Source organism: Flavobacterium sp. ACN2 (assembly GCF_002303885.1).
GTDB lineage: Bacteria > Bacteroidota > Bacteroidia > Flavobacteriales > Flavobacteriaceae > Flavobacterium.
This window is the reverse complement of the sequence record NZ_MRCM01000003.1, coordinates 238,682-259,163: the sequence shown is the minus strand read 5'-3', so window position 1 is coordinate 259,163 and position 20,482 is coordinate 238,682. Positions and strand designations below refer to the sequence as shown.

18 protein-coding genes are annotated in these 20,482 nt (G+C 33.5%); 3 read left to right on the top strand and 15 right to left on the bottom strand.

What is annotated here, in order from left to right; translation table 11 throughout:
• Window positions 1-89: 89 nt before the first annotated feature.
• The 10 genes from BSF41_RS05070 to uvrC all read right to left on the bottom strand — a co-directional run bounded on the left by BSF41_RS05070 (window position 90) and on the right by uvrC (window position 11,646).
• Window positions 90-422 (bottom strand): hypothetical protein, encoded by a 333-nt coding sequence (locus BSF41_RS05070; protein WP_095928428.1) that lies wholly within the window; start codon window positions 420-422, stop codon window positions 90-92.
• Between the two features lie 28 nt (window positions 423-450).
• Window positions 451-1,071: a hypothetical protein gene (locus BSF41_RS05065; protein WP_095928427.1), complete on the bottom strand. Its 621-nt coding sequence runs from the start codon at window positions 1,069-1,071 to the stop codon at window positions 451-453.
• A 33-nt stretch (window positions 1,072-1,104) separates the two neighbouring features.
• Window positions 1,105-2,325 (bottom strand): peptidoglycan DD-metalloendopeptidase family protein, encoded by a 1,221-nt coding sequence (locus tag BSF41_RS05060; RefSeq protein ID WP_095928426.1) that lies wholly within the window; start codon window positions 2,323-2,325, stop codon window positions 1,105-1,107.
• A 26-nt stretch (window positions 2,326-2,351) separates the two neighbouring features.
• The gene (locus BSF41_RS05055; RefSeq protein ID WP_095928425.1) at window positions 2,352-3,293 is read right to left on the bottom strand and encodes a tryptophan 2,3-dioxygenase family protein; all 942 of its coding nucleotides are present in this window, start codon (window positions 3,291-3,293) and stop codon (window positions 2,352-2,354) included.
• Complete coding sequence (locus BSF41_RS05050) at window positions 3,293-4,063, bottom strand: DUF3108 domain-containing protein (protein WP_095928424.1); 771 nt, start codon at window positions 4,061-4,063, stop codon at window positions 3,293-3,295. Before BSF41_RS05050 ends, BSF41_RS05055 begins: the two co-directional genes overlap by 1 nt.
• 297 nt (window positions 4,064-4,360) lie before the next feature.
• Window positions 4,361-5,521, bottom strand: coding sequence for a 4-hydroxyphenylpyruvate dioxygenase (hppD, locus tag BSF41_RS05045; RefSeq protein ID WP_095928423.1), 1,161 nt, complete (start codon window positions 5,519-5,521; stop codon window positions 4,361-4,363).
• 79 nt (window positions 5,522-5,600) lie between these two features.
• Window positions 5,601-5,960 carry a four helix bundle protein gene (locus BSF41_RS05040; protein ID WP_095928422.1) on the bottom strand — a complete coding sequence of 120 codons (360 nt, stop codon included), beginning with the start codon at window positions 5,958-5,960 and terminating at the stop codon, window positions 5,601-5,603.
• A gap of 138 nt (window positions 5,961-6,098) precedes the next feature.
• Complete coding sequence (locus tag BSF41_RS05035) at window positions 6,099-7,256, bottom strand: homogentisate 1,2-dioxygenase (protein ID WP_095928421.1); 1,158 nt, start codon at window positions 7,254-7,256, stop codon at window positions 6,099-6,101.
• A 318-nt stretch (window positions 7,257-7,574) separates the two neighbouring features.
• On the bottom strand, window positions 7,575-9,845 hold the full coding sequence (locus BSF41_RS05030; protein ID WP_095928516.1) for a patatin-like phospholipase family protein: 2,271 nt from the start codon (window positions 9,843-9,845) through the stop codon (window positions 7,575-7,577).
• 7 nt (window positions 9,846-9,852) lie between these two features.
• Window positions 9,853-11,646, bottom strand: a complete 1,794-nt coding sequence (gene uvrC, locus BSF41_RS05025; protein WP_095928420.1) for an excinuclease ABC subunit UvrC — start codon at window positions 11,644-11,646, stop codon at window positions 9,853-9,855.
• A 137-nt stretch (window positions 11,647-11,783) separates the two neighbouring features.
• Here uvrC and BSF41_RS05020 point away from each other — a divergent pair, with 137 nt between their 5' ends.
• The 3 genes from BSF41_RS05020 (at window position 11,784) to BSF41_RS05010 (ending at window position 15,167) form a co-directional block, all read left to right on the top strand.
• Window positions 11,784-12,761, top strand: a complete 978-nt coding sequence (locus tag BSF41_RS05020; protein WP_095928419.1) for a succinylglutamate desuccinylase/aspartoacylase family protein — start codon at window positions 11,784-11,786, stop codon at window positions 12,759-12,761.
• Complete coding sequence (locus BSF41_RS05015) at window positions 12,748-13,317, top strand: 5-formyltetrahydrofolate cyclo-ligase (RefSeq protein WP_095928418.1); 570 nt, start codon at window positions 12,748-12,750, stop codon at window positions 13,315-13,317. The genes BSF41_RS05020 and BSF41_RS05015 overlap by 14 nt, the downstream gene beginning before the upstream one ends.
• A gap of 302 nt (window positions 13,318-13,619) precedes the next feature.
• Complete coding sequence (locus BSF41_RS05010) at window positions 13,620-15,167, top strand: VWA domain-containing protein (protein WP_095928417.1); 1,548 nt, start codon at window positions 13,620-13,622, stop codon at window positions 15,165-15,167.
• Between the two features lie 75 nt (window positions 15,168-15,242).
• Here the strand turns inward: BSF41_RS05010 and BSF41_RS05005 are convergent, their stop codons facing one another.
• The 5 genes from BSF41_RS05005 to BSF41_RS04985 form a co-directional block, all read right to left on the bottom strand.
• Window positions 15,243-15,860: a hypothetical protein gene (locus BSF41_RS05005; protein WP_095928416.1), complete on the bottom strand. Its 618-nt coding sequence runs from the start codon at window positions 15,858-15,860 to the stop codon at window positions 15,243-15,245.
• A gap of 41 nt (window positions 15,861-15,901) precedes the next feature.
• A complete protein-coding gene (locus BSF41_RS05000) occupies window positions 15,902-16,648 on the bottom strand; it encodes a tetratricopeptide repeat protein (RefSeq protein WP_095928415.1) in 747 nt (248 codons plus the stop codon).
• Window positions 16,649-16,750: 102 nt separating this feature from the next.
• Window positions 16,751-18,499 carry a BatD family protein gene (locus tag BSF41_RS04995; RefSeq protein WP_095928414.1) on the bottom strand — a complete coding sequence of 583 codons (1,749 nt, stop codon included), beginning with the start codon at window positions 18,497-18,499 and terminating at the stop codon, window positions 16,751-16,753.
• Between the two features lie 108 nt (window positions 18,500-18,607).
• The gene (locus tag BSF41_RS04990; RefSeq protein WP_095928515.1) at window positions 18,608-19,369 is read right to left on the bottom strand and encodes a tetratricopeptide repeat protein; all 762 of its coding nucleotides are present in this window, start codon (window positions 19,367-19,369) and stop codon (window positions 18,608-18,610) included.
• 39 nt (window positions 19,370-19,408) lie between these two features.
• A complete protein-coding gene (locus BSF41_RS04985; protein ID WP_095928413.1) occupies window positions 19,409-20,443 on the bottom strand; it encodes a VWA domain-containing protein in 1,035 nt (344 codons plus the stop codon).
• Window positions 20,444-20,482: the final 39 nt, after the last annotated feature.

The window sequence follows — 20,482 nt, the reverse complement described above, 5'->3', positions numbered from 1 at the left end:
TCTGAAACACAAAAATACTGAAATAACTTTTAAAAGGGGAACGGTTTGCGATTATATAGCAATTAGTTACGAAAACGTTTTATGAATTATCACTTTTGATTTTTGGAAGTTATAATGATTGCTCCATCATTTTCCTTTTCGTTATAAATTATACGGCTGCTGTTTTTGTTTATAAAGTCTAAAGTAATGATGTCAAGTTTTTTAAGTGGCAATAAGATGGTATCGTGTTTTTTGTTGTATTTAAATGGAATTCCGTTTATTACGATCAAAGGTGATTCTCCAATTAAATCTTTTTCGAAGGCAGTGCTAACTAGTTGCTGTACAAAATATTTGCTTTCTTCTTTTTCATTTAAAATAAAAACTTTTGGATTGGAGCATCCTACGGCTAATAGTGATAAAAATATCAAAAAGGATTTTTGCATGAATAAATAAGAGTTTAAGAAATATTTTTTACCAGAACTTCCACCAAGGCTTTTTATTAATTTCTATAATTTTCTTCGAAACATCAACATCAATTCTTTTTGGAGATTCGATTTTAATTTTAGAATCGTCAAAAAATAATTGTCCGCTTTCGTCCATTCCGAGAGGAGATTTTGTTCTTTCTTTCCATTCTTCGGTTTGCAATTCTGGAACTAAAGGTAAATCGATTTTTTCGCGAAAGCGTTTTTGAGCTTTTTCTATAATTTCTTCCTCTAAGTTTGAAGATGAATTTTTGAAAAGCGAAATTGAATTGTCTGGAATATTCAAAAGAAAAATTTGAGTTTTATCTCCAATCTTCTGAATGTCTAATACTTTAAAATAGGTAATTGAATCTAATAGAAAATGACCAATTTTTGATGAGTCAGGATTGAATTTCGACAAGTCTTTTGCATGCGAACTGGCAATCAAATATCTAAGGTTGCTCGAAAGTCCTCCGCCAATCGAACTCATATCAGTAAAAGCTTTTTCCTGAATAATCTGTCCGACTTTATAATTTAAAATTAGACTTTCAGGAAGATTTGTATCTCTGTAAAATAATTTTAAACCAGAAAAAGTTTCATGATACATGGTTTTAAGGCGTTCATTTTTCATCGCTTTAAATCAAAAAGATTATAAAATGGGTTATTAAAGATTCCCAATACTATCTAATTCTCTTTTTAGAGGTTCAATCTGTTTCATGAAACGAGTTCTGTCGTTTCCTGTCAAAGATTCTCCAGTCGGTAAATTTAAACGAAGGGCATCGACTTGTATTCCATTTTTCCAAAAACGGTAACAAACGTGAGGGCCAGAAGCTAGGCCGGTGCTTCCTACCAAACCAATTGTCTGACCTTGAGTAACGCGCTGTCCGCGGCGAACCAAGATTTTAGACATATGTAAATATTGAGTAGAGTAGGTTCCGTTGTGTTTTACTTTTACAAAGTTTCCGTTTCCTGCAGTATATCCTGTAGCTTCAACAACACCAGAAGCGGTTGTAGAAATTGGCGTTCCTGTTGGAGCGGCGTAATCTGTTCCTTTATGCGCTTTCCAGGTGTGCTGTACCGGATGATATCTATTCATAGTGAATCTTGAAGTGATTCGGCTGAATTTAATTGGAGTTTTTAAGAAGAAGTTTTTAAGTGTTTTTCCTTCATCATCATAATATTCAACTTTACCAGAAGTGGTGTCTCTTGCAAAAGGGAAGGCGTAAATTATTTTGCCTTTATATTCAAAAAATGCGGCCTCAAGATCTTCAACGCCATCATATGTTTTTCCGTTGATAAATCTTTCAGTGAAAATTAATCCGTAGCGATCTCCTTTTTTAAGTTTAAAAAAGTCAATAGACCAAGAAAATACTTTTGTGATTCTGCTGGCCAAAGCTGTTTCAACACTTTCGTTTCCTAAAGTTTCAGATAATGAACTTTTAAGAACGCCACCAATCATTTTTCTTTTGAGAGAAACAGGTTTTATTTTTTTATATGCTTTTGCAATGCTATCTCTTAAATCAATAACATAATAACTTAAGGCGTCTGGCTGATAAACAAAAACTTGAAGATTATTCGTTTTGTTTTTAGAACGAAGTAAAGTAAAGGGTTTGCCATAACGAATGCTTCTGACATTGAACGAATCTTTTACCTGTTCTACAATATCATGTACTTTTTTATCTCCAATATTTTGACTTTGGAGTATGGAGCCAAAAGAATCTCCTTTTGAAATAGTATCATTAACAACATTAAAATCTGCGTAATTAAAACCGAATTCTATTTTTTTGGTTGCTGGTTTAGTAATTTTTGTTTCTACTTTTTCTTCTGCTTTTTTACATGAAAAAATAGAAAACAAGACAATTAAAATTACGACTGCTTTTTTCAAACTTTTAATATTTTTTTGTGGTGAAATTAAACTTCGGTTTCATTTCCCCAATTGGACAATTCTTCTTCGGTCCACAATTTAGGAAAAAAGATGCGTCTTTGGTATTTTGGGTGCATATATTTTTGCCAATCACTTCCTCCAGTAGCTTCTCCGTTACCTTTTCCGCTCTCCAAAATGTATTTTCTAGCCGTATTAAGGTGCTGCATTACCCAAGTAATGTTTACCGTTTTGTCGTAATGGCGCATTGCAGCAATTAGTTCTGTATTTTGTTGGTCTTCAATAGGTAATTGGATGAATTTTTGCCAAAGGTTTTTTGTTTTAAAAGAAGCCATTTGTCTTAAAAACTGCTCTTTGTACTTTTTCTCAAACTCATTTAGCAAATATGATTTTTCGCCAGTATGATAATCTTTTCCAGCAGCTTGCCAATAAAGATGTTCGAAGCTAGTTTCTAAATCGGTATTTTCGTCAAAGTTTGCTTTGTATCTGCGGTCTGTCAAATTGATCACATCAGTCGAAGCAAATTCGATCATTCTATATTGAGCACTTTGGAATCCGCTGGCAGGAGTAAGCGTATTTCTAAATTTCATGTATTGATCTACTTCCATACCATTTTCCATAATACTGAAAGAGTTGGTAAGCATGTCAAAATATCTTGTGATTCTTGACAGTCTTTCGCTAAAAAAATCAACTTGAATGTTTTCTGTTTCGGCAATCTGATCAATTTCCCACAGAATCATTTTAAAAATCAATTCGTTTACCTGATGGTACATTATAAATACCATTTCGTCAGGAAGTGTGGTGCGTTGAATTTGCAGATTTAAAAGAGCATCGGTCTGAATATAATCCCAATATGTGATAGGTTTAGCCCAAAGCAGTCCTTCTAATTGAACATCAGTTTTTTGATTTATGGCTTGAAATTTAAGATCAATTTCTTTTAAAAGTGCTTCAGAATTATCTGTAGGGTTCATTATTTTTTTACTTTAAGTGGACTTTTTAATCCTTTATAATCATCAAGATCTGCCTTAAGCGATCCGACGGCCAAATCTGCTTTAATTCTTATGGGAACTTTGTTTACATCATCTGTTATCCAGAGTGTTAAGCTCTCTTTTTCTTTAAATACTCTACCTGTCTGTACCAATGGCTTAAAGACCATCGTAGAAACGGTTCCAAATTTAGTCGTAATATCTTGACGGCCTACAAATTTTAACTTAAATTTTGTGATTTCTTCATCAAAAAACATGTCGATTGTAATGGCTTCGCCAGATTTAAGTTTATCGATATTGGGATGGTTTCTCAAAAAGTAAAATGCCGAAACAATATCTTGCACATCTTCTGATACTAGAATCGTTTTCTCTGATTTTCTTTTATAGTCTTTTACCAAAACTCTATTTTCTGCTTGATTGAAAAAACCTTCTTGATTTTTGGTATAGCCACCTTCGTCAATTTTTCTAACATAACGATAGGGTTTTCCTGTTTCTTTGTCAAAATAACTTTCGTATAAATCTTCTACTTTAAAGAAAAATTTAGACATTCCAGTTGTGTAACCTTTTCCAATAGAGTGGTATACCTTTTTGTTGTTTATCGTAGCATCTTTAATTTCAAGTGTAGCATAGCCGGCATTTACAATTCCGTAATGTATTCTAAATTTGAAATATTCTCCAGTATCGAAGGCATCTTCTTTTTGAGGCGCAAATGAGAGTGTTGTTAGTGCTAATATAGTGAGGATGAGCTTTTTCATAGTACATTCTTTACATTTTATTATAAAGATAGACAAATGCAAATTTTATTCCAAATGTACCAAAACAAAAAAACTCAGTCAAAAATGACTGAGTTTTTATGCTATTAACTAACCAAAAAACTATAAATTATGAAATTTATATCAATTCGGAAGGAAACCACCCCTTCCTGATTTGCGGTGCAAAGATAGATAGAAAGTTCAAAAATAAAATAGCAAAAGTCAAGTTTAACATAACATTTGCAAAAAAAGCATCGTTTTTCGGAGAATTATGTGGTTTTGTGCATCAAAATTAACATTTTACAGCGTTCCTCTCAATTCTTGCTCTCTTTCGATAGACTCAAAAAGGGCTTTAAAGTTACCTGCACCGAACCCTTTTGCCCCCATTCTTTGAATAATTTCGAAGAAAAGCGTCGGTCTGTCTTGAACGGGCTTTGTAAAAATCTGTAAAAGGTAACCGTCTTCGTCGGCATCGACCATGATCGCTAATTTTTCGATTTCGCTCAAATCCTCTTTCATCATGTCCATATGAACACCCAATCTTTCAGGAATTGCTTCGTAATATGCGTGTGGAGGAGCCGATAAAAATTCAACACCACGTGCTCTAAGTTGTGATACCGTTTTAATAATATCGTCTGTAGCAATGGCAATGTGCTGAATTCCAGGTCCGCCGTAAAAATCTAAATATTCTTCAATTTGAGATTTTTTCTTTCCTTCTGCAGGTTCGTTGATTGGAAATTTAATTCTTCCGTTTCCGTTAGACATTACTTTACTCATCAAAGCTGAATATTCTGTAGTAATTTGTTTGTCATCAAAAGATAAGAAATTCACGAATCCCATTACTTCTTCGTAGAATTTTACCCAAGTATTCATTTCGTTCCAACCTACATTTCCAACCATATGGTCGATGTATTTTAATCCAGTTGATTCTGGGTTAAAGTCAGATTTCCATTCTTTATAACCTGGCAAGAAAACACCATTATAATTTTTTCTTTCTACAAAAATGTGAACTGTCTCTCCGTAAGTGTAAATTCCAGAACGAACCACTTGTCCAAATTCATCTTCTTCAACCGTTGGTTCCATAAAAGAACGCGCACCACGCTTCATGGTTTCTTCGTACGATTTTGTAGCGTCTTCAACCCAAAGTGCAGCCACTTTTACTCCGTCGCCGTGTTTTTTCAAATGTTCGTTTATTGGAGAATCAGCTGTTAAAGGCGTCGTCAAAACAATTCTAATTTTATCTTGTTTTAAAACATAAGACGCTCTGTCTTTTACTCCAGTTTCTAATCCAGCGTAAGCTAATGACTGATACCCGAATGCAGATTTATAATAATGTGCAGCTTGTTTGGCATTTCCCACATAAAATTCTACATAATCTGTTCCTAATAATGGAAGGAAATCTTGTGCTCCTTCAAATATTTTCTCTAATCCGTATTCTACTAATTTTACTTCTTTGCTCATAATTAGATAATTTGATAATGAGAAAATGAGATAATTCTTGAAATGCATTAATTTTCTAATTGACACATTTTCTAATTTTCTAATTCCTCTTTGATGTTGATATTATTTTATTTAAAATTTTTAAAATTTCTGAAAGATCATTTAATAAACGTTTGCAATTTGGATATTCTCTATGAGCATCACATAAAAACAACCAATACTCTGTTTCGTCTGCTTCTTTAATTGCAATTTTTAATTTATGAATAAAATCTGCTTTGCTTTCTGCGTTTTGTGATTCTTTTGAGTTTGCTCCAATAGACGTTCCGCTTTTTAATAACTGATTTGCAATTACGAATTTCTTTTGCCCTTGAAGTTCAGTTGTGTAATCTATTATGTTTAAGGCGAAATTGAAAGTTTTAATTAAAAGAGCGTTGTCTTTATATTTTTCATTGAAAGTCATTTCTTGAATTAGTTAATTAGAAAATTTGATAATTTTTTTGTAGGTTTAAAATTACAATTAAATTATTTGTATTTTCTCATTTATGCGGTTTTAAAACCATTTTCTAATTTTCTAATTGACATATTGCCACATTAAAAATTACTCCGTCCAGGATTTGTAATATTTCCCGTCATCCAGACCCATAGCCTCTTCAGTAACCATTAATGGACGGAACGTATCCACCATTACAGCTAATTCCTGAGTTTCTTTATGACCAATACTTCGTTCCATTGCGCCTGGCGCTGGTCCGTGCGGAATTCCTTTTGGGTGTAAAGTAATATGACCTTGCTCAATATTATTACGGCTCATAAAATCGCCGTCTACATAATATAGAACTTCGTCAGAATCAATATTGCTGTGATTGTATGGCGCCGGAATTGCTTTAGGGTGGTAATCGTAAAGTCTTGGGCAAAATGAGCAAACGACAAAAGTTGCCGTTTCAAAAGTTTGATGTACTGGAGGTGGTTGGTGTACGCGTCCAGTTATAGGTTCAAAGTTATGAATTGAAAATCCGTATGGGAAATTGTAGCCGTCCCAGCCTACAACGTCAAACGGATGTGTGGCATAAACCACTTCATGAATCATTCCTTCCTTTTTGATTTTAATTAAAAAATCGCCTTTTTCGTCATGAGTTTCCAATTCGCTTGGCAAAATAAAATCACGCTCGCAAAACGGAGAATGTTCTAGATGCTGTCCAGATTGGTTTTTATAACGTTTTGGAGTGTAAAAAGGAGAATAAGATTCTACATAAAATAATCGGTTGTCTTCTGTTTCGAAATCGATCTGATAAATAATACCGCGCGGAATAATTAAATAGTCGCCATATTCAAACGGAATATTTCCTAACATGGTTCTTAATTTTCCTTTTCCTCTATGAATGAAAAGCATTTCATCAGCATCGGCATTTTTATAAAAATAATTACGAAGCGATTCTTTCGGCGCAGCCAAACCAATAATACAGTCTTTATTGACAAGCATTGCTTTTCGGCTGTCCAGAAAATCATTTTCGGGTTTTAATTCAAAACCTTTAAAAAGAAGTGATTTTATATTTTTTCCGATTGCAATTTTAGGTTCAACCGAATGAGAGTTTAAAATTTCTTTAACCTGAGTTGGTCTGTGTACGTGATAAGATAGCGACGAATGCCCGTGAAAACCTTCGGTTCCGAACAATTGTTCATAGTAAAAACCTCCGTTTGGTTTTTCAAATTGGGTGTGTCGCTTTTGCGGAAATTCTCCGAGTTTGTGATATAATGGCATGGCTTTTCAATTAGATAATTAGTAAATTAGATAATTCGAAAATTTGAATTGCAGAGTGAATAATCAGTCCAATTTTTTTCAATTGACTAATTATCTCAATTCGATAGAAGCATTATTCTGGATTTCTCTTAATAAGAAATTGAAGATACTCTAATAAACCTGTCCAATTTGTTTTCATTATAACAAATGTCGTAATTTTTTCGGAGTAAAAATAAAAATTATATTATTTATAACTATAAAATAACTTAGTTTTTTTGATTTAATTTTTGTGATGTAAAAAAATACACTGTTTTTATTGAAGTATTCTCTGTTATAATACTAAAATTGAAACCCGATACTAAACCACGTAAAGCTTTTGGACATTTCTGGAGACCAAGATTGTTTTACTTCGATAGGTCCAATTATGGTTTCTAAACCATAACCTATGGCATATCCTGTATACTTTGGCATAGAAACCCAATCTACAGAGGAAAAAATATCATCTCCTAAGTTGGCAAAATTTGCTGATACATTGATGTGATTTTTTTTGAAGATTTCGTAATCAATATTAATATCAGTTTTAATATAACTGTTGCCGGCAATGCTTAGAAAATCGTATCCGTAGAAATAATTGAAATTGTTTATTTTGTTGTAGCCATAACCACCAAATATAAAATCAAAAAACGGAACACTGTCGCTGCCAATATTAAACCCAGCATCGGCTCCAAATTTTATAGTTGCTTTTCTAAATAGCGGTCTAACAACTGATATTTCGGCTTTTGCAATCGAGAAAGGTTTAAATTGCTTTGTATAATCAGATGATGCCATATAGGTTTGCAGATCTGTAGAAAAATATAATCCAGAACTTGGGTAATATTTTTCATCTAGCGAATCGTATTTTAAATAGGCAAAGGCACTAAAATAATTGCTTTTTTCAATTATGTTATCTTCATTGGTAAGTGTTGGGGAGTTAATTTTTAGATACTTATATTCTAATCCACCGCCCATTAAAAATTTCTGGACAAAAATAGTCTGAAAATAAGCCTGATTGGTTATATCCATGAAGTCAACATTAATAAGGTTGACATTTGGATTCTCTTTAAGAACGCCACTCAAACTAGTCGTTACATTTCTATTAAATTGATTCAGTCTCGAACGGAAGCCAAAACTGATGTTAAAACCATTTTCGACATAATAGTTAAAATCATATCTAAAATTATCACCCAAAATGATATCTAAAGAAGTAACGTCGTTTTTTAAAAAAGTCTTTTTATGAGTTAGGTTTAATAAAACGGCACTTTTGTAAAGACCATCATAATGAAGACCAAGTTTTAGATACGTTTGCGTTGGATTTTCTCTTAAAACCAAATCCAAATCGTCCTTATCGCCATCTGGCTGAAGGCAATAGGAGATAGTGCTAAAGTTTTGTGTTGCATTTAAGTTGTTTATCCCAGCTTTAAGTCCGTCATAAGTTATGGTGCTTCCTGGTTTAAAACGTAGCTTACCGCGAATATATTCTTTGGTGTAATTTTCTAATTTATCAGTATTTATGTCTTGAATATGAAGTGTGTCTGTTTCAACTTTTAATTTTGGCTTTTTGTAAAAGTGGTTTTCATCACTCAAAGTTTTGATTTTTTCATAAACCGCAAAAGCGGCTTCTTCTCCTTTTCTAATGATTTCTTCTCCTCGGTCAAACGAAATAACTCCAAAATCACGAATATCGGGTCTGATGTAAACATCTGTGTCCTTTATTTTGCTTTTCATTTTTTCGATGGATTGCAGATTGGTAATCTGAACCAAGATTCGCGTGGCGTTTTTCAGGTTTTTTCTTTTCAGCAAATCGTCTTGAACATCTACACCAATAATAATATCTGCGCCGAGATTGCGAACTTCTTGTATGGGATAATTGTTTACAACACCACCATCAACCAACAAATTTCCGTCAATTTCAACCGGTGTAAACAGGGAAGGAAAGGCCGAACTCGCCATCATGGCCTGAACCAGATTTCCTTTATTAAGCAAAACTTCTTCGCCTGTTTCAATATTAGTTCCAATACATAAAAAAGGAGTTGGCAGTTTGTTGAAATCGCGAACGTGACGTACATTTCTAGTTAAACTGCTTAATAAATTATAATTATACATTCCTTTTGAAAGTGCTTCTGGAATGCCGACTCTGAAATTACTGAAAGGCAAGACAATCGCATATAACTCGTCATTCTTCTTACCATAAAAATTCTTAGAAGAACGCGGAATATAGTCGTTTATTAGTTCGTCGAAATTGGTTCGTTTGAAAATAGAATCGATTTGAGAAGCATTGTAGCCAGAGGCATAAAGTCCGCCAATTACAGATCCCATACTGGTTCCGCCAATATAGTCAATTTTGATTCCGGCTTCTTCCAAAACTTTCAAAACTCCAATATGTGCAAAACCTTTGGCGCCGCCGCCGCTTAAAACTAATCCTATTTTGGGTCTTTTAACACTATCTTTTTTTGTTTCCTGCGAAAATGATTTTGACGAAAACAAAAAGGTCAGCAATAAAACAAATGAGAATGCGTACGAAGAAGCTCCTTTGAAACAAATTTTTGAAATGTACAGTTGGAATGAACGCATAAAAACTTTAATTGGTTTTGTAAAAGTCGACAATTTTTTTGGCTTTAGAAACACCTATAACGTCTGAAATTTCTTTTTCTGTAGCCAATTTTAATCTTTTAACACTTTTAAAATGCTGAATTAAAGCAAGCATAGTTTTTTCTCCAATTCCAGGAATGCTTTCAACAGAAGAATTAAGTGCCGATTTGCTTCGTTTGTCTCTATGAAAAGTAATTCCAAATCGGTGTGCTTCGTTTCTTAACTGTTGAATCACTTTTAAGGTTTCTGATTTTTTGTCTAAATATAATGGAATCGAATCGCCTGGATAAAAAAGTTCTTCCAAACGTTTTGCAATTCCGATAATGGCAATTTTACCGCGTAAACCTAATTCATCAATACTTTTCAAAGCCGATGATAATTGTCCTTTTCCACCGTCAATAATTATTAGCTGGGGCAAAGGCTGATTTTCGTCTAATAATCTTTTGTAACGGCGATAAACAATTTCGGTCATCGAAGCAAAATCGTCGGGGCCTTCAACGGTTTTAACGTTAAAATGGCGATAATCTTTTTTGCTTGGTTTTCCGTCTTTAAAAACAACACAGGCCGCAACAGGATTTGTTCCCTGAATGTTCGAGTTATCAAAACATTCTATATGTCTTGGTTCAACAGGAAGACATAAATCTTTCTGCATCTGCGCCATAATTCTGTTCACATGACGATCTGGATCTACAATCTGTAATTGCTTTAATTGTTCGATTCGATAAAATTTAGCATTTCGAATTGACAAATCTAAAATCTGTTTTTTATCTCCAAGCTGAGGAACAGTTATTTTAATGTTTTCGCCCAAATCCATTTCAAAAGGAACAATGATTTCTTTTGATAATAACTGAAAACGCTCGCGAAGTTCTATAATCGCCAATTCTAATAATTCTTCATCACTTTCATCCAGCTTTTTCTTCATTTCTAAAGTGTGCGAACGAATAATTGAACCATGAGAAATCTGAAGGAAGTTGACATAAGCCGCACTTTCGTCAGAAATAATAGAGAAAACATCAATATTGGTAATCTTCGGATTGATAATGGTAGACCTAGATTGATAGTTTTCTAAAACTTCAATCTTTTCTTTGATTTTTTGCGCTTCTTCAAACTGTAAATTCTGCGCATAAGTGTTCATCAGTTTCTTGAAATCCTTTAAGCTTTCTTTGAAGTTTCCTTTTAAGATTTCGCGAATTGCATTGACTTGTCTTTGGTATTCTTCCAAAGGTTCCAAACCTTCGCAAGGGCCTTTGCAATTGCCAATATGATATTCCAGACAAACTTTAAATTTTCCCGAATTAATATTAGATGCGCTCAAATCATAATTGCAAGTTCGTAGCGGATATAATTCTTTGATTAAATCTAAAATAGTATGTACTGTTTTGAAACTGGTGTAGGGGCCAAAATATTCAGAGCCGTCCTTGATCATGTTTCGAGTTGAAAATATTCTTGAAAAAGGTTCTTTTTTGATGCAGATCCAAGGATACGTTTTGTCATCACGCAAAAGTACATTGTATCGTGGCTGAAGTGTCTTAATTAAATTATTTTCTAATAAAAGCGCATCGGTTTCGGTTGGAACGACGATGTGTTTTATCGTTACGATTTTTTTTACCAGTACATTTGTCTTGGCAGTATCGTGAATTTTATTGAAATAAGAAGAAACCCTTTTTTTTAAATTTTTAGCTTTGCCGACATACAAGATTTTCCCGTCTTTATCATAATACTGATAGACGCCAGGATTGTCTGGTAAAGTTAAAATTTGAAGATCTAAGGCTGGTTTTTGCATTCTTTTTTATGTGTGAAGATACTCGAAAAGCTTTTTTCAAAAACCATTCCGATTTCCAAATGAAGCTTAACATTGAATTAGTTTCAAATTTACAAAATCAAAAGAATAATTTCTATATTTAGATTTTATAATTCTACATGAAAAATAGTACTCCATTGGTTATTTTTGGCGAATCGATTTTGCCGGGAGAACACAGAACGATAAACGTCGAAATTGCTCGGCTTCATACTACAACAAAACTAAATATTCCTGTTATTGTTCGTCGTTCCAAGAACGAAGGTCCGACTGTTTTATTTTCTGCCGGAATACACGGAGACGAAATTAACGGTGTTGAAATTGTTCGTCAGATTATCAGTAAAAAAATCAACAGACCTGCACGCGGTACTATAATCTGCATTCCGGTGATTAATATGTATGGTTTTGTAAATAAATCTCGCGAGTTTCCGGACGGGCGCGACTTGAATCGTGTTTTTCCAGGAAGTAAAAAAGGTTCGCTTGCCAGCAGATTTGCCTATCATATTGTCGAAGAAATTTTACCAATTTTGGATTATGCAGTCGATTTTCATGCGGGCGGAGCAAGCCGATTTAACGCGCCACAAATTAGAATCACAGAAAACAATCCTGAACTTAAAGTTTTGGCCGATATTTTTAATGCGCCATTTACACTCTATTCTAAAAATATAAATGGTTCTTTTAGAAAAACTTCTGAAAGTGCCAATGTAAAAATGCTTCTTTTTGAAGGAGGAAAATCTTTAGATATCAATAATGAAATTGCAAATCAAGGTGTTTTAGGAACAAAACGTTTACTGCATTATCTGGGAATGTTAGATTCTAAACAAATTATGGAACCTGCCTTAACACCTTCAATTTACATTAAACAATCGGTTTGGCTTCGAGCAAAATGTTCGGGTTTGCTTCATGATTTTAACTTGATCGGAAAATTTGTAACCAAAGGCACTATCTTGGCTATTATTACAGACCCGTTTGGGAAGTTTGAACAAAAAATCAAAGCGCCGCACGATGGTTATGTAATCAATGCGAATCATTCGCCAATTGTTTATGAAGGCGATGCTATTTATCATTTATCTAAAACTCCAGACAATGCCGACGAGTAAAAAAGAACTTCGAATAGAATATAAAAATTTCCGTAAAGCACTTTCTTTTGATGAAGTAGAAGAGAAGAGCTTGGCAATTGCAAACCAATTGATTCAAATGCCAATTTGGGATAAAATTTATTATCATGTTTTTCTTCCGATTGAAGAGCATAAAGAAGTCAATACCGAATTTGTTCTACATTTGCTTTCTGGAAAAGACAAAGAAATCCTGATTTCTAAAAGTGATTTCGAAACCAGAAAAATGACTCATTTTCTTTTAACGGATAATACTAAAATCAAAAAGAACGAATACAACATTCCTGAACCTGTTGATGGAATTGAAGTTCCGTCTTCTAAAGTTGAAGTAGTTTTTGTACCACTTTTAGCTTTTGATGTTTTTGGAAATAGAATTGGTTACGGAAAAGGTTTTTATGATAAATTCCTTGCCGAATGCAAACCCGAAACCATCAAAATTGGTCTTTCATTTTTTGAAGCCGTAGACCAGATTGATGATGTTTTTGAGTCGGATATCAAGTTGGATTATTGCGTAACGCCAGAAAAGATTTATCAGTTTTAATTTAATAGCAAAAAAAATAATGCCACAGATTAAAGGATTTTAAAAGATTTTAAAAGATTAATCTATTTAATCATTTAATCTGTGGCAAGAAAATATTCGAATTTCACAAAAAAAATATTCTACACTAAATCCCTTTAAAATCAAGGTTTCTCATTTTATTTTTACGTAAGAAAAGGATTTTTAATTTTTTTGGCACGATTTTGCTTACTCGAAAAAATGCAAATAATCGCCTCTAGTACATCCGGAATGCTAGTCCTTATTTGAAGCCTATAACCTTTTATTAATTTTTAAAAATTTACTTTATGAGAAATCTTAATTTCTTTATGATGGCATTCCTTGTACTTACTATTTTCAGCTGTAAGAAAGCGTATGCACCAGACCAAAGTTACGAAACAGTTGATTCTGCTGCGGCTGTAACCGATGCAATTTCAGAGGAAATGTACATTGAACCGAATACGGAAAGCTACGCAGGATTGGAAGAAAATCCTTTTGAATCTCCCCTAAAAGAACCTCTTTCTACTTTTTCTATCGATGTTGATAATGCATCCTATACCAATATCCGCCGATTTATAAACGAAGAGCAAAAAGTTCCTAAAGATGCCGTTCGTGTGGAAGAGATGATTAACTTCTTTAAATACAAATATCCACAGCCAGAGGGTCAGCATCCGTTTTCTATTAATACAGAATACAGTGATTGTCCTTGGAATAAAAACAGCCGATTACTAAAGATTGGTTTGCAAGGAAAAGACATTCCTATGTCGAATCTGCCGGCTACTAATTTAGTTTTTTTGGTTGATGTTTCGGGTTCAATGGATGAACAGAATAAATTGCCATTGTTGAAAGAATCGATGAAAGTTTTGGTAAAAGAACTGAGAAGCATTGATAAAGTTTCGATTGTAGTTTATGCGGGATCTGCGGGAGTAGTTTTAGAACCCACTTCTGGAGATAATAAGGATGAAATTATGGATGCTTTTAATGATTTACATGCAGGTGGAAGTACGGCAGGAGGAGAAGGAATCGAATTAGCCTACAAATTGGCACAGCAGAATTTTATTAAAGAGGGCAATAATAGAGTGGTAATAGCTACAGATGGTGATTTTAATGTTGGTGCTTCTTCAGATGATGATATGCTGAAATTGATCGAACAAAAAAGAGAATCTGGAGTTTTCTTAACCGTTCTTGGATTTGGAATGGGAAATTACAAAGACAGTAAAATGGAAATTCTTGCCGATAAAGGAAACGGAAATTACGCTTACATTGATAACATTCAAGAGGCAAATCGTTTTCTTGGAAAAGAATTTAAAGGTTCTATGTTTGCTATCGCGAAAGATGTAAAAATCCAAATCGAGTTTAATCCGAATCACGTTCAGGCGTATCGATTGATTGGTTATGAAAACCGAAAATTAAATGCTGAAGATTTTAAAAATGATAAAATTGATGCAGGCGAATTAGGCAGCGGACACTCGGTTACGGCTTTGTATGAGATTGTTCCGATTGGTGTAGAAAGTGATTATGTTCCTTCAGATTTAAAATATACTAAAACGCAGAAAGTGGCTGAAAATCATAGTGATGAATTAGCTACAGTAAAATTTAGATATAAAAAACCTGATGGCAACAAAAGTATTGAAATCGTAAATGTAATTGCAGACCAAAAAACGGACTTAGAAAACAGTTCTCAAGATTTCAAATTCACAACTGCCGTTTCTTGGTTCGGATTAAAATTACGTGACTCAAAATATATAGCAAACAGTTCAAGTTCTGATATTAAAAGATTGGCAAAATCTGGTTTGTCAAACGACGAAGAAGGTTACAGATCTGAGTTTGTAAGATTGGTCGATGCAGTAAATTAATTTAAAATTTCAAAATAAGAAATCCCAAATTCCAGTCTTCTTTGGAATTTGGGATTTCTTATTTTTTAATGTAAATTATTGCAATTTAAAATATTGTAATTTTTGATTACTGCAGAACAATTCTGATATTCCGTTTTCATTTTCTTCTCCAATATAAAAAGCAATCAAATTACCCGAAGCCTCATCAATATAATAACGCCAAACTTCCTTGTTTGAATACACTATCAATAAAGGATCAGAAGTTAAACTTTCTTTATCTGAAAAAATGATTTTTTCTGTTTTGGCTAAATTCCAGTTTTTTGCTTTATCATAAAGTTCGTAAAACAATATTTGATCAGGATCGATAGTAATCATTCTCCCGACGATACTGTCAGAAGGATCTCTCATTGCCCAAGAGTCAGGAGTAAGCATTTTCCAATTCCCTATAATTTCTTGTCTTTGTTCTGCTCTTACGATGACTTTTAAGGAATCAGTTTTTTTTATCGATTTGCTTAAGATTTCTTTGTCTGGACTAAAACCGGTTTGAGCTAAGGAGAAAAAACCGTAGGCACGGTAAAAATTTTGTTCTTTTAAAGCTTTTAGTCCTTCTTCAAAAAAGTGTTTTTGGCGCTGTTCTGGTTTTAATTTTTCTTCCTGAGCATAGATTGTGCAGGATAAAGTAAATAGTATAATTAAGAGTTGTTTTTTGACCATTGAATGTAATTTTAAATTATTTCAATTGCATTCTAAAAAAACTATTTAACCTCTTTAATTGTTGAAGAGTCGATCCAACCTTGCGTTCCGTCTGTCAATTCGATTTTTTTCCAACCTGCAATACTTTCTAAAACATAAACTTTTGCTCCTTCATGCAATAAAATAATTCCAGTCGAAGATTTTTTAGGCTCATGTCTAACTTGGCTTAATTCAGAAAAAACAATGGCTACACGGTCGTTTTCAAAATGATTTTTTTCAGACATTCCCGCTGAAATGCTTAAAGCAAAAGCCACCAAAATGATAAACATTCCGACAAAATAAATTCTTTTTGCAAGTGTAGCGTTCGAAAAATAATACCCAATAAAGCTCAATAAAAACACAAACCCAAGCGCTATAGAAATTTTGGCCCAAGTATTATAGTCAAAAATAGAAGTAAAGTTTTGAATCAGTTTGGCAAAACCTACTTTTGGAACTTCTTTGATTTCATCAATCGTTAGTTTTTTGGCAAATTTTAAGTTGTTTAAAGTCTCAGGATCGTTTGGTTTAAGAACCAAAGCCTTTTCATAATTGTAAATTGAAGGTGCAACCTGATTTAGTTTGTAATAACAGTTTCCAAGATTAAAATACACTTCGGCAGAATGTAATTTGTCTTCTTTTATGATGTTTTCATAAACCTGCGCCGCTTCTTTATATTGTCCTTTTTGGTACAATGCATTAGCCGATTCAAAGCGACCTTGCGCAAAGAAAACCTGCGAGATGAATAAAAAGAGATATAGTATGTTTTTCATTTTCTATTATAATAAAGATTATCAACTTTGCGAACTTAAATTCGACTCAATCTAAATCAATTTTCTTAGCTCCCGATAGCTATCGGGATTGCGTAAAAAAAATTAAACAATCTGTTTTTCTAATTCAGAAATAATCAATACAGCCTTATCATAATCCTGCTGAATCGAAGCGCTCGATGCTGGTGCATAACGTGCAAATTCGCAGTTTTCAGTTAGAGCAATAAAATTCTGAACCGTTTCTTGATTTGCATTTCTAGATAGCAGCAATTCTCTAATATTATCTTTACTCATTTCTGAAGTTTCGATATGTAGTTTTGCTTTCAAGAAATTATGCATTGCTTTTTCAAGTGCAATATAGAAAGGTTCTTTGTTGTTAAGATGTTTCTTCGCTTGCGATAAATATTTTTTAGCCAGCTTATTGTTCATTCTAATTCTATTTCCAGTAACATCACTATCCATAGCTTCTTTTTTCTTTCTAGCCAGAATGATTATCGGGATAATGATAAATGGAGCAAACAATAATCCTAAATATAAGTTTGAGTCGTAAAAATCTTTTTTCTCAATAGGAATTAATGCTGTTCTAGATTTAATGTTTTTGAACTGATCTGCTTTTGCCACTGCATTTTTAGAAGCCGATGCTCCTGGATTTGCTTCAGCAGGCGTTGGACCGTCCAAAACATCAATCATAATTTCTTTTGAAGTGATGGTTTTATAAGTACCAGAACTCAAATCGAAATACGAAAACTGCATTGGTTTTATCGCATATTTTCCTCGGTATTGTGGTACAATAGTGTATTTGTCTGTAATTCTTCCAGACATACCGCTTAGAGAAGTAGTTACTTGCTCGTCATGAACAGGATCGTACATTTCTAATGCATTTGGAACAACTGGTTTTGGAAGCGTAAACAACTTCATATTTCCAGTTCCTTGCGCACTTACGATTAAGTCAAGGCCTTCGCCATTTTTAAGCGTTGTTTTTGATGGAGTAACAGTAAAATTCAATCTTCCGACAGCGCCAGTAAATCCTTCTGGTTTTGTGCTTTCAGGAAGAGGTCTAACATTGATTGTTTTTGCTCCAGCAGAAACTACTTTATTGTCTTCTGTAATAATCATTTGACCAAACATATCACGGCGATTTGTTGGCAATTGCACACCAATATCTAATGAAAGAGGTTCAATAGTAAGCTTTCCTGATTTCTGAGGATATAAAATGGTCTTTTTCAGGATAACATAATAACATTTTTGGCCTTGGAAATTTCCTTCTTCAATTGCCAATTGTTTGATATCGATGTTCTGATTCCAGAAATCATTGTATTTAGGTTTGGCCAATTCTTTAAATCCTGTAACTCCAATATTATTAAAATACAATTTGTAAACCGCTGTTATTGGTTCGTTTAGATACGGATTTGTTTTTGAAATTTCGGCAACAAGAGTCAATAATTCATTTCCTGATCCTGGAGGTCTATCGTTTGGATCTCTTTCTTGAGCCACGGCATTGGTCACAGTAACCTTAATCGGATTTGTTTTGTAAACCTGACCGTTGAATTCTATTGCGGCCTGCTTAATGGTGACAACTCCTTTTCTCTCAGGCTGCAAGATATAAGAATATATTTTCTGAAAAGAGCTTCGCCCATTTATCCAAGACTGACTAATCTGTTGGCTTGGTCCTGCGACCATTTTAAACCCCTCAAAAGAAGGTTGCTCGAAATTATCTCCGTCAACATTCATGATGAAGTCGATGCGAAGTCTTTCATTTATTCCAAGCGAGTTTTTGCTGACTCTGGCTTCAAACTGTACTTGAGCCATTAGTCCTTGAAAAGTGATTAGAAATAGAATTAAATATCTTTTCATTACTTGTTTAATCGTTGTTTTTAATGCTTAATCGTTTAAACGTTAATTTGTTTAATCGTATTGTTTGGATCAAATAAACAAATTAACGGTTAAACGATTAACCAAATTTTACCAGTCTTTTTCTGTTTTCTTAGGATTAGTTTTTACTTTTTGAGCATTTACTTTGTCCTGAATTTTCTTTTCCTCATTATTTACAGCGTCAAGCAAATTCTGAACACGTTCTTTTGATATTCCTCCAGGCTGTGGTTTTGGCTCTCCTTGATTATCAGATTTGTCACCTTTCTTAGGATCGTTTTTACCGTCTTTTTTGTCTTTATCCTGGTCGCCTTTATCGTCTTTTTTATCCTTGTCTTTATCTTTATTTTTGTCCTTGTCTTTATCTTTGTTTTTATCCTTATCCTTGTCTTTGTCCTTATTTTTATCTTTCTGATCGTTTTTAGGAGGATTCTCTTTTAATTTTTGTTTTGCGTAAGCATAATTGTAACGTGTTTCATCATCAGTCGGGTCGTTACGAAGTGCTTGTTTGTAAGCTTCAACGGCTTGAGAATAATCTTTCTCTTTCATGAAAGTATTTCCAAGATTATGATAAGCCTTGTGTTTTTCAGGTCTCGTTTTGGCATTTTTTATCGCTTTCGCGTAAGCAAATTTAGCTTCCGAAATCTGATTTTGTCTATAAATGGTATTTCCTAAATTATATGGAGCTGCTGATTTTTTAGGAAATTTTGATTCCGAAATTCTATAGTTTGCCTCAGCATCAGTAAATTTATTCTGTTTATATTCTTCATTACCAGAAGGCAATGATTTGTCCTTTTCTTGTGCAGCAGCTGCAAAAGAAACCGTTAGTAAAATATAAAGGATTAAATTTTTCATTCTAATTTTGTTTTCTGTTCTGAATTTCACTCTGAACATTTATTTCTTTTCATTAAATAAATCCAACTCTTTGATCCAGCTTGTTTTTCTTTCTAATAAGAAAATGTCTAGGAAAAGCAGTAAAAATGCAAATCCGATAAACCATTGGAACTGCGATTGAAATTCTGCCATTTGTGTAGCTTCAAATTCCGTTTTCTGAATATTGTTCAAAGCATTTTTTACATATTCTAAAACTTCTTTCGTGCTTCCGCCGTAAACATAACCACCTTTTGTTGCTTTTGCAATTGTTTTTAAACCTTCTTGATTTAATTTGGTAATAACTGTTTCTCCGTTCTGGTCTTTTTGATAGCCTCTTACAACGCCATTTTCTTTTAACGGAATTGTTCCTCCTCTTTCTGTTCCAACACCAATTGTGATGATTTTCATTCCTAACTTATTCGCTTCTTCTGCCGCAGCAGTTGCACCTTCAGAATGATCTTCACCGTCAGAAATCAGAATTAATAATTTACTGGTCTTACTCTTTTCATCAAAATAAGTAGAGGATAATTTAATCGCTTCATCCAAAGAGGTTCCTTGAGAGGAAACCATTCCTGGATTCATACTTTGCAAGAACATTTTTGCAACGCTATAGTCTGATGTTATTGGTAAAACGGGAAATGCACTTCCTGCGTATGCCACAATTCCGATTCGGTCACTTCCTAATTGGTTAATGATTTGAGAAACCAATTGTTTACTCTTATCCAAACGGCTTGGTGCAACGTCTTCGGCAAGCATACTTTTAGAAACATCGACTGCAAAAACAATATCTATACCTTCTCGTTTTACAGTTTCCATTTTAGTTCCGATCTTCGGATTAACCAGACCAATAATTAAGCAGGTAAGCGCCAAAAGAATCACCACTATTTTTAAAACAGGTTTAAAAACTGATTTCTCCGGACTTAATCTTTTGACCATTTCCAGATCACCAAATTCGCGTTGTTTTCTTCTTTTCCAATACATATTGAAAAGGAAAACACACACCACAATTGGGAGTAAGAATAAAAGGTATAAATATTTTTTTTCGTCTAATTCCATATAATTTTTAAATTCCAAAAATTAAATTCCAAATTCCAA